The sequence below is a fragment of the Streptomyces sp. NBC_01635 genome, from assembly GCF_045209715.1.
Taxonomy (GTDB): Bacteria; Actinomycetota; Actinomycetes; order Streptomycetales; family Streptomycetaceae; genus Streptomyces; species Streptomyces hirsutus.
On sequence record NZ_CP109277.1, the window covers coordinates 8,569,337 to 8,585,352 of the forward strand.

The 16,016-nt window shown below is 72.6% G+C and carries 12 protein-coding genes; 9 read left to right on the forward strand and 3 right to left on the reverse strand.

Annotation, left to right across the window (positions count from 1 at the left end):
- Window positions 1–27: 27 nt before the first annotated feature.
- The 7 genes from ctaD (at window position 28) to OHB56_RS39140 (ending at window position 10,054) form a co-directional block, all read left to right on the forward strand.
- Entirely contained in the window at window positions 28–1,752 is a 1,725-nt protein-coding gene (gene ctaD / locus OHB56_RS39110; protein WP_406358642.1) for a cytochrome c oxidase subunit I, read from the forward strand.
- Between the two features lie 35 nt (window positions 1,753–1,787).
- Complete coding sequence (locus OHB56_RS39115; protein WP_406358644.1) at window positions 1,788–2,129, forward strand: hypothetical protein; 342 nt, start codon at window positions 1,788–1,790, stop codon at window positions 2,127–2,129.
- Between the two features lie 119 nt (window positions 2,130–2,248).
- Window positions 2,249–3,199: a hypothetical protein gene (locus tag OHB56_RS39120; RefSeq protein ID WP_406358646.1), complete on the forward strand. Its 951-nt coding sequence runs from the start codon at window positions 2,249–2,251 to the stop codon at window positions 3,197–3,199.
- A 338-nt stretch (window positions 3,200–3,537) separates the two neighbouring features.
- On the forward strand, window positions 3,538–3,945 hold the full coding sequence (locus OHB56_RS39125) for a DUF1275 family protein (RefSeq protein ID WP_406358648.1): 408 nt from the start codon (window positions 3,538–3,540) through the stop codon (window positions 3,943–3,945).
- Between the two features lie 537 nt (window positions 3,946–4,482).
- Complete coding sequence (locus OHB56_RS39130) at window positions 4,483–4,833, forward strand: hypothetical protein (RefSeq protein WP_055592751.1); 351 nt, start codon at window positions 4,483–4,485, stop codon at window positions 4,831–4,833.
- A 69-nt stretch (window positions 4,834–4,902) separates the two neighbouring features.
- Window positions 4,903–7,626, forward strand: a complete 2,724-nt coding sequence (locus tag OHB56_RS39135) for a glycoside hydrolase family 97 catalytic domain-containing protein (RefSeq protein WP_406358650.1) — start codon at window positions 4,903–4,905, stop codon at window positions 7,624–7,626.
- A gap of 439 nt (window positions 7,627–8,065) precedes the next feature.
- The gene (locus tag OHB56_RS39140; protein WP_406359305.1) at window positions 8,066–10,054 is read left to right on the forward strand and encodes a discoidin domain-containing protein; all 1,989 of its coding nucleotides are present in this window, start codon (window positions 8,066–8,068) and stop codon (window positions 10,052–10,054) included.
- A 70-nt stretch (window positions 10,055–10,124) separates the two neighbouring features.
- Here OHB56_RS39140 and OHB56_RS39145 read toward each other — a convergent pair whose 3' ends face one another.
- Window positions 10,125–11,726 (reverse strand): glycerol-3-phosphate dehydrogenase/oxidase, encoded by a 1,602-nt coding sequence (locus OHB56_RS39145; protein ID WP_406358652.1) that lies wholly within the window; start codon window positions 11,724–11,726, stop codon window positions 10,125–10,127.
- Window positions 11,723–12,322, reverse strand: coding sequence for a TetR/AcrR family transcriptional regulator (locus OHB56_RS39150; RefSeq protein ID WP_406358654.1), 600 nt, complete (start codon window positions 12,320–12,322; stop codon window positions 11,723–11,725). Before OHB56_RS39150 ends, OHB56_RS39145 begins: the two co-directional genes overlap by 4 nt.
- 72 nt (window positions 12,323–12,394) lie before the next feature.
- Between OHB56_RS39150 and OHB56_RS39155 the strand changes: the two genes are divergently transcribed.
- Complete coding sequence (locus OHB56_RS39155; RefSeq protein ID WP_406359306.1) at window positions 12,395–14,026, forward strand: FAD-binding oxidoreductase; 1,632 nt, start codon at window positions 12,395–12,397, stop codon at window positions 14,024–14,026.
- A 105-nt stretch (window positions 14,027–14,131) separates the two neighbouring features.
- Entirely contained in the window at window positions 14,132–15,013 is an 882-nt protein-coding gene (locus OHB56_RS39160) for a YegS/Rv2252/BmrU family lipid kinase (protein WP_406358656.1), read from the forward strand.
- Window positions 15,014–15,155: 142 nt separating this feature from the next.
- Here the strand turns inward: OHB56_RS39160 and OHB56_RS39165 are convergent, their stop codons facing one another.
- Window positions 15,156–15,998, reverse strand: coding sequence for an alpha/beta hydrolase (locus OHB56_RS39165; RefSeq protein ID WP_326751014.1), 843 nt, complete (start codon window positions 15,996–15,998; stop codon window positions 15,156–15,158).
- Between the last annotated feature and the right edge of the window lie 18 nt (window positions 15,999–16,016).

The window sequence follows — 16,016 nt, forward strand, 5'->3', positions numbered from 1 at the left end:
CCGGCCCCATAGAAAGAGAGCGGAACAGTGGCGGTTCACAGTGCGCCGGACTCGGTCGAGTCGGACTCCTACGAGGACGAGCTGCCGGTCCGGCGCAAGCAGCCCGGCAACGTGGTCGTCAAGTGGCTCACCACCACCGACCACAAGACCATCGGCACGCTGTATCTCACGACGTCGTTCGCGTTCTTCATCTTCGGCGGCATCCTCGCACTGGTCATCCGCGCCGAGCTGGCCCGACCGGGCCTGCAAATCGTGTCGAACGTGCAGTACAACCAGGCGTTCACGATGCACGGCACGGTCATGCTGCTGATGTTCGCGACCCCGTTGTTCGTCGGTTTCGCGAACTGGATCATGCCGCTGCAGATCGGCGCGCCCGACGTCGCCTTCCCGCGGCTGAACTTGTTCTCCTACTGGCTGTTCCTGTTCGGCTCGCTGATCGCGCTGGGCGGTTTCCTCACCCCGGACGGCGCGGCCAGCTTCGGCTGGACCGCCTACTCCCCGCTGACGGACTCGGTCCGCTCGCCCGGGCTCGGCGGGGACATGTGGATCATGGGTTTGGCCTTCCAGGGGTTCGGCACCATTCTCGGCGCGGTCAACTTCATCACCACGATCATCTGCATGCGTGCTCCCGGCATGACGATGTTCCGCATGCCGATCTTCACCTGGAACGTGCTGCTGACCGGTGTGCTGGTCCTGCTCGCCTTCCCGGTGCTCGCGGCGGCACTGCTGGCCCTCGAGTACGACCGGAAGTTCGGGGGCCTCATCTTCGAGGCCGCCAACGGCGGGGCGCTGCTGTGGCAGCACCTGTTCTGGTTCTTCGGCCACCCCGAGGTGTACATCATCGCGCTGCCGTTCTTCGGCATCGTCTCCGAGATCATCCCGGTCTTCTCCCGCAAGCCGATCTTCGGCTATCTGGGCCTGATCGGCGCGACCATCGCGATCGCGGGTCTGTCGGTGACGGTGTGGGCGCACCACATGTTCGCCACCGGGGCGGTGCTGCTGCCGTTCTTCTCGTTCATGACCTTCCTGATCGCGATCCCCACCGGGGTGAAGTTCTTCAACTGGATCGGCACCATGTGGAAGGGGGCGCTGAGCTTCGAGACCCCGATGCTCTGGTCGGCGGGCTTCCTGGTGACCTTCCTCTTCGGCGGTCTGACCGGCGTCATCCTGGCCTCGCCGCCGCTGGACTTCCACGTCACCGACTCCTACTTCGTGGTGGCGCACTTCCACTACGTGGTGTTCGGCACGGTGGTCTTCGCGATGTTCGCCGGCTTCCACTTCTGGTGGCCGAAGTTCACCGGCAAGATGCTCGACGAACGGCTCGGGAAGATCACCTTCTGGACGCTGTTCGCCGGCTTCCACGGCACCTTCCTGGTCCAGCACTGGCTGGGCGCCGAGGGCATGCCGCGCCGGTATGTGGACTACCTGGCGGCCGACGGCTTCACCGGGCTGAACACCGTCTCGACCATCGCCTCGTTCCTGCTCGGCATGTCGATGCTGCCGTTCCTCTACAACGTCTGGAAGACGGCCAAGTACGGCAAGAAGATCGAGGTCGACGACCCCTGGGGCTACGGCCGTTCGCTGGAGTGGGCCACCTCCTGCCCGCCGCCGCGGCACAACTTCCTCACCCTGCCGCGGGTCCGTTCCGAGTCCCCGGCCTTCGACCTCCACCACCCGGCGGTCGCGGCGTACGACCGGGAGGAGAACCGCCCCGAGCGCTCCGTGGTCCAGCCCCCCGGGGACCAGGCCTGACCGGAGTGATTCCGCAGCCCAGTGTGGAGGAGCATGTGAATCCGAGCCAGGACAGCGCCCGCGGCCTCGACCAGTTCGAGGGGTACCTGCTGTGGGCGGCCGAAGTCGAGGACGCCCGGCGCCAGGCCGAGCGGTTCACCGAGCAGCTGCCGTGGCTGACGACCGCGCAGCGCGAGGACGTGGAACGCGTCTACACCGCCGACCGCATCGAGGCCTCCCGCAGGACACTGGTCCGGATCTGCGACCGGGCGGCCGAGCTCCGCGACATGTACGCCCAGCGCTATCACCAACTCCGGGTGCGGTGCGTGGCCGCCGCGGTCGTGGGCATGGCGAGTGGTGCGGGCGCCGTCGTCCTCGCGTTCCTTGTCGGGGAATGACGGCCCACCGCCCCGCCGGGGCCACCGGAGGCCGGTGCCCCGGCGGGCAGATGGGGGACGTTGCCCGGACTCGCGCGGGGAGCGCGGCGATTTGGTTGAGCCGAAGTCAGGCTGACCCCATGGCTTCATCGATCGAAGGCCCGCACCGCGGGCGTCCACGAGCTCCGGCCCCGGGCGACCGGCGGTCCGCCGCCCTCGCCCGGTGCCGCGGCCGGCTGCCGATGCCGGTGCTCGCCCTCCTGACGGCGGCGCTCCTCACCGGCTGTGCGACGACCACCGGCAGCACGGCGGGGGAGTCGTCCCCCACGGCTGCCGTCCCCGCGACGATCCCCCCCATGTCCGCCGCCCCACCGGCAGCCGGAGCACCGGACAACACGGCACCGGGGAAGACGGCGGCGGGAAACGCGGCGCCCGGTACCGGAGCGCCCGGCACGGAGAGCACCGCCCAGGGCCGGACCGACGCCGGAGCGCACCCCGACACCCCCGCCCCGCTCGGCAACCTCGGTCCCCGCACGCTGGCCCTGATCCCCGGGAACGCCCGCCAGGCCGTCGTCGTCACCGGCAGGGGCCGGGACGCGAACCGCTCCGAGGCCGTGCTGTACCGGCGTACCGCATCGGGCTGGAAGGCGGGCACGGCCTGGCCCGCCCACAACGCCCTCAACGGCTGGACCGACGACCACCTGGCGGGCGACCTCCGCTCGCCCATCGGTGTGTTCGCCCTCAGCGACGCGGGGGGGCTGCTGCCGGACCCGGGAACCCGGCTGCCGTACGACGAGTCGCCCGAGTTCTCCATCAACGGGACGGGCTTCATGGGGGAGCCGCTCGCCGGGTCCTTCGACTACGTCGTGGCGATCGACTACAACCGTGTCCCGGGCACCTCCCCGCTCGACCGGACCCGCCCGCTCGGCGCCGACCTGGGCGGCGGCATCTGGCTGCACGTGGACCACGACGGGCCCACCCAGGGCTGCGTGAGCCTTGAGGAACAGCACATGAGGCAACTCCTGCTGGCCCTCGACCCCGAGCAGCACCCGGTGATCGTCATGGGGGACGCCGGGTCACTGAGCAGGTGAACGGGACCTCCGTGGCCGATGCCGGGGCTTCGCAGCGGGGCGGGCGGGTGCTCGGACCGACGGTCAGGGCGCGATCCCGGACCCGTCCGCCCGGCTCCCGGTGTCGTACGCGCGGTCGAAGGAGGCGCAGGACGCGGCGAGCGGCCGCGCCCTCGGGACCTGCGCAGGGGCCCAGGATTCCGGTAACACCGGGCGGGCAAGGCGATGAGGCAGCCGGTCGCGTTCACACTGTTCGGCCCCGTGATCCGTAGCCCGTCCGGGTGGCGGTGGCGGACGCGTGCCGGTCCGCGGGCGGGTCCGCGTGCCGACGTGGCCGCGCCGTCACCGAAGTCGGGCCCATGTCCTCACCCGTTCACCCGGATCGCCTTCGGAGGGCGCTGGTCGTGGTGACCGCCGTCACCGGGATCGTCGACGCCATGGCCTTCCTCGGCCTCGGACAGGTCCTCACCCCTTTCATGACCGGCAATCTGCCCTTCCTCGGTTTCGTCCTCGCCGGAGGTGAAGGGCTGGAACTCCTCGGGCCGGCCACTGCCCTGGCCGTCTCCGTCACGGGCGTGGTCGTCGGCAGCCGCCCGGGCGCGGCCCTGGCCGTCGAACGGCACCGGCGGTGGCTCCTGACCTCGGCCTCCGTCGCCGCGGCCCTCCTGGTCGACGCGGCGCTGACCGCCATCGGCCTGGACATCGGAACCGGTCGGGAACCGGAGCCCCGGCACTACTTGGTGATCGCCCCGACCGCGGTGAGGTGAGCGACAGGACGACGCCCAGGGTGCCGAGAGCGATTCTTGGCCAGTAGCGCATCCCGAAGACCAGCAGAGCGGCGACGGCCACGCCGGCGGGCGGTCGATGGACTTCCGGCCGCCGGACTCGACGGCCCCGGGAGGAGTTGGAGCTCCGTCCGCTCCGAGGTGCGGGGCCCGATCTGCGGCGGGCCCCGCGCCGCCGTCGCGCACGTCGCCGGGATCCGTCAGGACCGGGACGTGCGCCCCAGGTTCGACGGCGGCGCCGCCGGACGGTGGCTGCGGCGGCGGTGCGGCCTGCACGGAGCTGGCCTGTACAAAGGTGCTGGGCGACGGCGGCACGGCAGCACCCGCAAGGGGACCCGTTCCAGCAATGAGGCGGTGGTGCGAAGTACCGTTGGAGCTCTTCCTGTTCCGTACGGTGGCGCTCCCGTGACGGTCCTCGGCATGGAGTGGAGGAAACAGGTTCTGCCGCCGTTTTCCGGCCAAGTCGTGGCATGCCCGCAGGCGATCTCGGCCACCGTCGAACCCGTCTAGGCTGTGCCCATGGAGCAGCGCGAGATCATGCAACGGGGCGTCGGCATCCTCACCGAGGCCCTCGAGATGCGGCGGCAACTCCGGGAGAACCCGGACGCCGAGGTGACCAGAAGCGGAGCGGTCTCCGCGCTCCTCGAAGAGATGCTGCCGCACATCCAGTTGCCGGCCGACGCCAGCCCCCGCGAGGTGGCGGAGATCGTCACCGAGAAGCTGGGGCCCGCCATCGTGCACATCACCTCCGCCCTCACCTTCGCCTTCGTGCAGCTCGCCGAAGTGCACGACGCCGGCCGCACCGACGTGTCCTCCGCCGACGTCCTGCGCTCCATCTCGCTGCGCTACGAGCCCCGGCCGGAGCGGTAGGCGGCGCCCGCCGGACGGTTGAACGACCCCCGGAGGGGAAGGGATCCCACGGAGCTACGGTTGACAACGATGTCAGACCTCCCGGAGGTTTTGGTGTTCGGATCCCCGCTCAGACCGCGTCAGTCCGTCCCTCGCGCCCCCCGCACCCTCCTCGCCCTCCTGCTCGCCGCCCTGCTGCCCCTCGGCGCCCTCGCCGCGCCCGTCCACGCCGCGGAACCGGGCGGGGGGAGCTGGACCGTGCGGCAGCCCGGCGCGGCGCGCGACGGCGTGAGCGCCGAGGTGCGCGTCGACGCCGTGGACGGCACGGTGACCCTGGCCGCCCGCAGGGGTGGCGTCACCGTGCTCGAACCCGCACCCGTCGGCATCGTCACCGACACCGCCGACCTCACCTCGAACCTGCGGCTGGGATCCCGTGCTTCACGCCAGGTGAGCGAGCGGTACACGATGACCACCGGCAAGCAGCTGCGCCGCACCGTCCGGATGACCGAGACCCGGTTCTCCTTCAGCGGCACCGACGGCGCCCGACTCGACCTGCTGGTCCGGGTCGCGGACGACGGCATCGCCTACCGTTACGTCCTGCCGGGCGGCGGCAGCGACAAGAGCGGTGACGTCACCGTGGAGCGCGAGGCATCGGCCTTCCAGCTCCCCGCCTCCGCGCGTGCCTGGCTCGCTCCCTACACCCCCAACTACGAGCGTGTGTACGCCCCGGCCACCGCGGCGGGCGCCGCCGACGGCACGTACGGCTACCCGTCCCTCTTCCGCGTGGGCGACACCTACGCCCTGCTCACCGAGGCCGACGTCGACGGACGCTACGCGGCCGGCCGTCTGGTCCACGAACAGGGCGGCGGACGCTACGCGGTGGAACTGGCCGACGACACCGTCACCTCCGCCGGCCCGCTCGCCACGCCCTGGCGCACGGCCGTCATCGGCAGCCTGGCCGGCGTCACCGAATCCACCCTGGTCGACGACCTCGCACCGGCCTCCCGCATCGCCGACACCTCGTGGATCAGGCCCGGCCCGGTCGCGTGGTCGTGGCTGGACGGATTCGCCTCGGCCCAGCGCAGCCTCGCCGCCCAGCAGCGCTACGTCGACTACAGCGCCGCGCACGGCTGGCCGTACACCCTGGTCGACGACGGCTGGAAGACCACCGACTGGATGCCCGAGCTGATCGACTACGCCCGGAAGCGGGGCGTACGGGTCCTGCTGTGGGCGCACTACACCGACCTGGACACGGCCGCGGAACGTGCCGAGTTCCTTCCCCGGGTGAAGAAATGGGGCGCGGCCGGACTGAAGATCGACTTCATGGACTCCGACTCCCAGGAGCGCTTCCGCTGGTACGACGACGTCCTGCGGGACACCGCCCGGCACGAACTGCTCGTCAACTTCCACGGCGCGACCCTGCCCAAGGGGATCCAGCGGACCTGGCCCCATGTGATGACGCTGGAGGCGGTCTACGGCGCCGAACAGGGCAACGTCCCCGCCGCCGGAATCACCACCCTGCCGTTCACCCGCAATGTCGTCGGGTCCATGGACTACACCCCGATGGCCTTCCAGTTCGGTACCCGTACCGTCTCCGACGCCGCCGAACTCGCCCTGTCCGTGGTCTACGAGTCCGGCTTCCAGAACTACGCCGGATCGGTCCGGGCCTACCGGGACCGCCCCGAACTCGAGCGGTTCCTGGAGCAGGTGCCCACCGTCTGGGACGAGACCCGGCTGCTGTCCGGGCAACCGGGCCAGGGGGCGGCGTTCGCCCGGCGGCAGGGGGACCGATGGTTCCTCGGCAGTGTGAGTTCCGGCGCGGCCGGCACCCAGGGCGTTCCGCTGGACTTCCTCGGCGGCGGGCGCTGGCTGGTGGAGGTGGTCCGGGACGGTGACGACGGCCTGGTCCGGGAACGGCGGACCGTCACCGCCCGCGACACCCTGAACGTGCCGACGGCCGAGCACGGCGGCTTCGCCGGGATCGTCTGCCGTGCGGCGCCCGGCCGGGACGGCTGCGACCGGCCGGTGTCGCGGCTGCCGCTGACCTCGCTGACCGTGGAGCCGGCCAGGACCGACGTGGACGCGGGCACGTCGGTCGACGTCGTCGGCCGGTTCGCGGTGGAGGAGTTCGGCCCGGCCGAAGACGTCTCGCTGACCGTGCGGGCCCCCGAGGGTTGGGCGGTGACGGGCGACGATCCGCACGCCGGGCGGCTGCCCGCGGGGCGCGACCTGAAGGGCGACTGGACCGTGAGCGTGCCGCAGGACGCGGAGTACGGCGGCCGGGACCTGGTGGTGACCGCGAAGTACCGCTCCCCGGACGGGAAGAGCGCCCGCAAACTCCAAGTCGAGCGCACCGTCCGGGTGTTCGTCTCGCCGCCCGGCGTCGACCATGTGAGCGACCTGCCGTTCGCCGCCGAGAGCAACGGCTGGGGGCCGGTGGAGCGGGACCGGTCCAACGGCGAGCGCGACGCGGCCGACGGCGGCACCCTGAACATCCGGGGCACCGGGTACGACAAAGGGCTCGGCGTCCATGCCGCGAGCGAGGTCGTCGTCGAACTCGACGGCTCCTACCGGCGGTTCACCGCAGAGGTGGGGGTCGACGACGAGGTCGGCGGCAAGGGCAGCGTCGCCTTCGAGGTGCTCGCGGACGGCCGGGTCCTGGCCACCACCGGAGTGCTCACCGGCACCGACCCGGCCCGGCGGATCGACGTCGACGTCACCGGAGCGGAGCGGCTGACCCTGCGTGTCACCGACGGAGGTGACGGCGTCGATTCCGACCATGCCGACTGGGCCGGCGCCCGGCTGCTGACGTAGGCGTTCGCCGCGCATCGGCGACCGACGGTACGCGCCGTGCCCGTCCCCTCGGCGACGGGCACGGCGCGCTCGGACCGGGACGCCGCCGAAGCCGATCCCGTTCCCGCCGGGACCGCGGTGCACCGCCTTGCGGCCGGCAGGGCCCCGGCAAGCCCGTTCCTGCCGGGGCCCTCCGTGACAGGCCCGGGCCCGTCCAGGGGCCGCGCCGCAGGTCGTTCCGGACCCTTGACTCCTTACGCGCCAGTAGTCATCCTCGGCCCATAGCTTGCTCCGGTCATGACAACCCGCCGAGCGGGCCCGGGGCACCGGCCCGGACCGCGCCAAGGGCCGACCGTGCTGTTCCGCCGACGGAGGGACGTGGGCCGTGACCATCGCTCGACGCAGGTACGGCGGACGCCGTCATGTCGCCCTCGTCTCCCTGCTCCTGCTCCTGCTCGCCATGTCCCTCGGCCCCACGCCCAGTTCGGCGGCCGACGGCAACTGGTGGGAGCCGACCGCGCGGCCGACTCCGGACTCCGGCATCGGCGTCACCGGCGAACCCTTCACGGGCACCGACGCGCGCGGCGAGGTCCGCGGCTTCGTCGACGCGCACAACCACCTCATGTCCAACGAGGCCTTCGGCGGCCGGCTCATCTGCGGCAGGCCCTTCTCCGAGAAGGGGATCGCCGACGCGCTCAAGGACTGCCCCGAGCACTACCCCGACGGCTCACTCGCGATCTTCGACTTCATCACCAACGGCGGTGACGGCAGGCACGATCCGGACGGCTGGCCCACCTTCGTGGACTGGCCCGCCCACGACTCCCTGACCCACCAGCAGAACTACTACGCCTGGGTCGAACGGGCCTGGCGCGGCGGGCAGCGGGTCCTGGTGAACGACCTCGTGACCAACGGCGTGATCTGCTCCGTGTACTTCTTCAAGGACCGCGGCTGCGACGAGATGACGTCGATCCGGCTGCAGGCGAAGCTGACGTACGACATGCAGGCCTACATCGACCGGATGTACGGCGGCACGGGCAAGGGCTGGTTCCGCGTCGTCACCGACAGCGCACAGGCCCGGCGGGTCGTCGAACAGGGCAAACTCGCGGTCGTCCTGGGCGTCGAGACCTCCGAACCCTTCGGCTGCAAGCAGGTCCTGGACGTCGCCCAGTGCGACCGGGCCGACATCGACGCCGGGCTGGACGAGCTGTACGACCTCGGCGTACGCAGCATGTTCCTGTGCCACAAGTTCGACAACGCGCTGTGCGGAGTCCGCTTCGACGAGGGAGCGCTCGGCACCGCCATCAACGTCGGCCAGTTCCTGTCGACCGGCACCTTCTGGCGGACGGAACGGTGCACCGGCCCTCAGCACGACAACCCCGTCGGGCTGGCCGCCGCGCCCGGCGCAGAGGCGGAACTGCCCGAGGGCGTCGGCGTCCCCGCCTACGACGAGGACGCCCAGTGCAATGTGCGGGGGCTCACCGGCCTCGGCGAGTACGCGGTGCGCGGCATGATGAAGCGCAACATGATGCTCGAGATCGACCACATGAGCGTCAAGGCCACGGGCAGGGCGCTCGACATTTTCGAGGCCGAGTCCTACCCCGGCGTCATCTCCTCGCACAGCTGGATGGACATCGACTGGACCGAGCGGGTCTACGGTCTCGGCGGCTTCGTCGCCCAGTACATGCACGGCTCGGAACACTTCGTGGAGGAGGCGAGGCGCACCGAGGCGGTGCGGGACGAGTACGGCGCGGGCTACGGCTACGGCACCGACATGAACGGTGTCGGCGGCTGGCCCGCCCCGCGCGGCGCGGACGCGCCCGCCCCCGTCACGTATCCCTTCCGCAGCGCGGACGGCGGGTCCGTCATCGACCGGCAGACGACCGGCGAGCGCACCTGGGACCTGAACACCGACGGAGCCGCGCACCACGGACTCGTCCCCGACTGGATCGAGGACATCCGGCGCGTCGGCGGCCAGGACGTGGTGGACGACCTCTTCCGGGGCGCCGAGACCTACCTCGGCACCTGGGGCGCCTCCGAGCGGCACCGGCCTGCGGACAACCTCGCCAGGGGAGCTTCGGCGACGGCGAGTTCGGCCGAGTGGAACCCGTTCACGAGCTATGCGCCCGGCCGGGCGGTGGACGGTGACCGGGGCACCCGCTGGGCCAGCGACTGGAGCGACGACCAGTGGCTGCGCATCGATCTCGGCGCCGTGCGCGAGGTCGGGCGCGTCACCCTCGACTGGGAGCGCGCGTACGGGACGTCGTACCGCGTCGAACTGTCCGCCGACGGCACCGGCTGGCGGGCCGTCGGGTCCGTCACGGCCGGCGACGGCGGCCTCGACACGGTCCGCTTCACCCCGCAGCAGGCCCGCCACGTCCGCATCGTGTTCCTGGACCGGGGGACGGAGTGGGGCTACTCCCTGTACGAGGTCGGCGTGCACGGCAGGTGACGGACCGGCGCGGGTCGACCGCGCCGGTCCGACCGATTCGCCGGCGCCGGACCGTTTCGGCCGGGCGGTGTCAACTGCACTGGGGCAAGGCCTTGTTCAACAGGACCCGGACCGTGTCCAGGGCGGCGGCGCGGTCCGCGGGAACGAGGCCGATCCGGGTGCGGCGGTCGAGCAGGTCGCTCTCGTCGAGTGCCCCCTCGTGGCGCACCGCCCACAGCAGTTCGGCCCCGGTCACCGGATGGCCGGGCAGGACGGGATCGCCCAGCCGGGCGTCGCGCACGCCGAGGGCGTGCACGGCGGGCGCCTCCGTTCCGTAGTGCCGCACGAGGCGGCGGGGCGCGGGCAGGGCGGCGAGGACGTGCGGCGACGCGGCGCCCACGAGGAGCAGGGACGCGGTGCGCGACGGGCCGGCCGGCAGCCGGCGGACGCGCACGGCGGTGTCGACGGCGTCCTCGGCCATGCGCCGGTACGTGGTGAGCTTGCCGCCGACGACGGTGACGACGCCCCCGGACGAGGTCAGCACCGCGTGCCGCCTCGAGACGTCGGCGGTCCTCGGCGCCGTACCGGACCCGTCCGCCGAGGTGTCCAGCAGGGGGCGCAGGCCCGCGAAGGCCCCCACGACGTCGGCGCGGCGCAGCGGGACGTCCAGGACCGAGCACAGGACGTCCAGGAGGAAGCCGATGTCCGTCTCCGGCGCCTCGGCGACGTCGGGCACGGGGCCGTCCACGGGTTCGTCGGTGAGCCCGACGTAGACCCGGCCGTCGTCCTGGGGCAGGACGAGGACGAAGCGGTTGGTCTCCCCGGGGATGGGGATGTGCAGGCCGGCCGGAAGCGGGCCGAGGCTGTCCGGGCGCAGCACGAGATGGGTTCCGCGTGAGGGGCGGATCCGGATGCCGTCGACGAGGCCCCCCGCCCAGACGCCGGACGCGTTGATCACCGCGCGGGCGCGTATCCCGCCCTCCTCGCCGGTGAGTTCGTCGCGGACCCGGGCGCCGGAGGCGGTCAGGTCCAGGGCCCGGACCCGGGTGAGGATCCGCGCCCCGTGCGCGGCGGCGGTGCGGGCGAGGGCGGTCACCAGCCGGGCGTCGTCGGTGAGCCGGCCATCCCAGGACAGCAGGCCGCCGCGCAGCCCGTCGGCCCGTACGGCGGGGGCCAGATGGCGGGTCTCCGTCGCCGAGAGCCGGCGCGGCGCGGGCAGGGTCGCACGCGCGGTCCGGGCCGCCAGCCGCAGGGCGTCACCGGCCCGGAAGCCGGCCCGCGCCAGGGCGGCCCGACCGGGGGAGACCAGAGGGGTGAGGGGCAGTACGAACGGCTGTGCGCGCACCAGATGGGGGGCGGTGCGCTCCATCAGCACCCCGCGCTCGACCGCGCTCTCGTGGGCGACGTCGAGCTGGCCGGAGGCGAGATAGCGCAGCCCGCCGTGGACCAGCTTGCTGCTGAAACGGGAGGTGCCGAAGGCCAGGTCGTGGGCGTCGACGGCGACCACGCTCAGCCCGCGGGACGCCGCGTCCAGGGCGGCCCCGGCGCCGGTGGCACCGAGCCCGACGACGAGGACGTCGACGACGTCGCCGCCCACGGCCGCGGTCAGGTCACGGGTGCGGCGGCCGGCGGACAGAGCCGACGAGGAGGGGGCGGAGGGGGCGGAGGCGGCCGGTCCGGTGCGGGAGGTCATGGGGCGAGGGTCCTCTCCAGGATGTCGCGCAGTTCCATGAGGAGGGCCTCGTGGGTGAGGTCCGGATCGTCCTCGTCGGTCATGGTCCGCAGGGACAGGGTGAAGGACTGGACGACCAGCAGGACGGACCGCGCCTGCCGTTCGGGATGCCCGGCGCGCACCGAGCCGTCGGCGTGCCCCTCGCGCAGGGCGTCGGCCAGCAGTTTCAGCATGGCTTCCTGGCTCGCTCCGCGACGGTCCAGCACGTAGGGCAGCAGCAGTTCGGGATCCACGCCGACGATCTTCCGGAAGAGCGGGTGCTCACCGAACGCCCGCACCCCCGCCACGAGCCCGTCGACCATCCTCGCCCGAGTGGCCAGACCCGGCCGGGACTCCGGGACGGCCCCCGTGGCCACACCGATCCACTCCCGTGTCATGAGGTCGCCGACCAGCGTGCGCACATCGGGCCACCGCCGGTACAGCGTCATGCGGGAGACCCCGGCGCGGCGGGCCACGTCGGTCAGCGTGGTGCGGCGGACCCCGACGGCCAGGACACAGTCGCGCACCGCGTCGAGCACGGCGTCGTTGTCCGCTTGGTTGTGACGAATAGGCGTCATGTGTCACAGTGTAACGCCACGTGAGGCCGTCGGCGACGGCCTCGCTCCCCTCGACCGGTGAGGACGACACTCATGGACATGCTGTGGAGCGGCTGGGGCGACCCCGCCAGGGCCAAGCCGCTGCCCGACACCGTGATCGGACTCCTGCGCGACACGCTCGGCGTCAAGCCGCGCCCGAACGCACCGGTCGCCCTCGGTGAAGTGACCGTCCCCGAAACCCGGTTGGAGCCTGCGGCACGCCGTGCGCTGGCCGCCGCCCTGGACGGTTCGGACGAGGGCACGGGCAGTGGCGCGGACGGCGGCGAGGGCCACGTGCGCACCGACCCGGAGACCCGGATCCGGCACACCCGCGGCAAGTCCACCCCCGACCTGCTGCGCATCCGGGACGGCGACGTCACCGACGTCCCCGAGGCCGTCCTGTACCCCGCGAGCCACGACCAGGTGCTCGCCGTCCTGCGCGCCTGCGCCGAACACGGCCTGGCCGTGGTGCCGTTCGGCGGCGGCACCTCCGTCGTCGGCGGACTCGCCCCCGGCCGGCCGCGCCCCTTCGTCGCCCTGGACCTGCGGCGCATGGACCGCCTGCTCGCCCTGGACCCGGTCTCCCGCACCGCCACCCTGCAGCCCGGCCTGCGCGCCCCGCAGGCCGAGGCGCTGCTCGGCGCACACGGCTTCACCCTCGGACACTTCCCCCAGTCCTACGAGTGGGCCACCATCGGCGGCTTCGCCGCCACCCGCTCCAGCGGCCAGGCGTCCGCCGGCTACGGCCGCTTCGACGAGATGGTGCTCGCCCTCACCCTCGCCACCCCCGAAGGCACCCTCGACACCGGCCGCGCCCCGCGCTCGGCGGCCGGACCCGACCTGCGCCAGCTCGTCCTGGGATCCGAGGGCGCCTTCGGCGTCATCACCTCGGTGACCGTCCGGATCCGGCCCGTCCCCCGGACCCGCGTCCACGAGGGCTGGCGCTTCGACTCCTTCGAACAGGGGGTCGCCGCACTGCGCCGCCTCGCCCAGGACGGACCGCGCCCCACCGTGCTGCGCCTGTCCGACGAGACCGAGACGCTGATCGGCCTCGCCCAGCCCGAGGCGATCGGCTCCGGCACCGCGCAGCCCGCCGGATGCACGGCCGTCGCCGGCTACGAGGGCACGGAGGAGGACACCGCGTACCGCAGGCAGGGCGCCGCGGCCGTCCTGCGCGCGTGCGGCGGGACCCCGCTGGGCGAGGAACCCGGCCGGAACTGGGCTCACGGCCGCTTCTCGGCCCCGTACCTGCGCGACTCCCTCCTCGACGCCGGGGCGCTGGCCGAGACGCTGGAGACCGCAACGTTCTGGTCCCGCGTGCCCGAGCTGTACACCGCCGTCCGCGACGCCCTCACCGCCACACTCACCCGGGCCGGCACCCCGCCCCTGGTGATGTGCCACATCTCCCACATCTACGAGAACGGCGCCTCGCTGTACTTCACCGTGGTCTCGGCCCAGGGCGACGGCGACCCCGTGGCGCACTGGACACGCGCCAAGCACGCCGCCAACGAGGCGATCCTCGCCGCCGGCGGCACGATCACCCACCACCACGCCGTCGGCACCGACCACCGGGACTGGTACGTCCGAGAGATCGGCCCGCTGGGCACCGACGCACTGCGCGCCGTGAAGCAGCGCCTGGACCCGGCCGGAATCCTCAGCCCCGGCGTCCTCCTGCCCGCGGACTGACGCGCGGCCCACCGGCGGCCGCCCCACCGGGCGACCGCCCGGCCTCCGACCGTCCCGCCAGACCATGTCCCCTCCCCATCCCGTCGGCCCGCCCGGAGGCACCCGATGCGACAGTTCACCGCCGTCGTCAATCCCACCGCGGGCGGATCCACCGGAGCGGCCGCGCTGCTCGCCCTCGCGCGCCTGCTCCGGGAGGCCGGCGCCGAACTGCACACGGAGTACAGCCGCAGCCTGGCCCACGCACGGGAACTGGCCCGCGACGCGGGCCGGCGGGGCCGGGTGGTGCTGGCGGTCGGCGGGGACGGCATCGCCGGAGGCATCGGCGGCGCGCTCAGCGGAACCGGCGCGACCCTCGGTCTCGTACCGGCGGGCCGCGGCAACGACTTCGCCCGTGCCCTGGACCTGCCCGCCGATCCCGCGGCCCTGGCCCGGATACTGCTGCACAACGAACCGCGGCCGGTCGACACCATCGAGGTCGAGTCGGCCGTCCACGACCGCACCGTCGTCCTCGGCAGCGTCTACGCCGGAGTGGACGCGCTCGCCAACCGTCACGCCAACCGGTCCCGGCTGCTGCGGGGCTCAGCCTCCTACTACGCCGGCGGCCTGCGCGCGGTCACCGGCTGGCGGGCGGCGCGCTACCGGGTCACGGTGGACGGCGAGGAACACACCCACACCGGATACACCGTGGTCGCCGCCAACTCCGGCTACTACGGATCGGGCCGCGTCATCGCCCCGGACGCCCGCGTCGACGACGGCGTCCTGGAGATCGTGATGATCGCGGATGCCCCGCGGCGGCTGTTCTTCGGCCTGATGAACGACCTCAGGACCGGCGCCCACGTCCACCGGCCCCAGGTGCGGATCCTGCGCGGCAAGGAGATCCGCATCCTCGCCGACCGGGACGTCCCCTACGGGGCGGACGGCGAGGTCGAGGCGGTTCTCCCGGTGACCCTCAGGGTCCTCCCCGGAGCGCTCCGCGTGCTCCGCTGACCGGCCCCGGCGGCCTCCGTGCGGACCCGGAAACGTGCGATCCGTCCCATGCGCCGGACGTCCCGACCCCTCGGGCGTTTTCGGCGCTGCGTGTCCGGCGACGTGGGCCGCCGGCCCCGCGGCAGCACCTTGCGGCAGGCTGTCAGGCCGACTTGCCGAGGAAGGACAGCAGCGCCTGGTTGACCTCCTCGGCATGCGTCCACAGCAGGCCGTGCGGGGCGCCCTCGATCTCCACGTACTCGGCGCTCGGCAGTGCCTGGTGGAACGGGCGCCCGGTCGAGTCGATCGGCAGGATGTTGTCCGCCGTGCCGTGCAGGATCAGGGCGGGTACGTCGATGGCGGAGATGTCGCCCCGGAAGTCGGTGAACCACGTCATCGGCGCGGCCGCCGCGGCGAAGAACCCGCCCGAGGAAGCCGTGTGCCAGCTGTTGCGAACGGCTTCCGGGCTGATCCGGCTGCCGAGGTTCTCGTCGAGGTTGTAGAAGTCCTTGAAGAACGACGTGTAGTACGCGTACCGGTCCGCCTTCACCGCCGACGAGAGGCCCTCGAAGAACTCGTGGGGCGCCGCGCCGGCCGGGTTGTCGTCGGTCTTCAGCAGACAGGGTTCCAGCGAGGCCAGGAAGGCCACCTTGGCGATCCGGCCCGAGCCGAACCGGCTGACGTAGCGGGCGACTTCACCGGTGCCCATGGAGAACCCGACGAGTACGGCGTCCGAGACGTCGAGGGTCTCCAGGACCGTGTTCAGGTCGGCGGCGAAGGTGTCGTAGTCGTAGCCCGTCGTCGGCCGGCTCGACCGTCCGAACCCGCGCCGGTCGTAGGTGATCACGCGGTATCCGGCGTCGAGCAGCGCGGCGGACTGCTTCTCCCAGGAGTCGCCGTCGAGCGGGTATCCATGGATGAGGACCACGGGCTGTCCGGCCCCGTGGTCCTCGTAGTAGAGCTCGATGTCGGCGGAGTTCTCGCGTCCCACGGTGATGTGAGGCATGGGCTTCAGTCTCTCCTC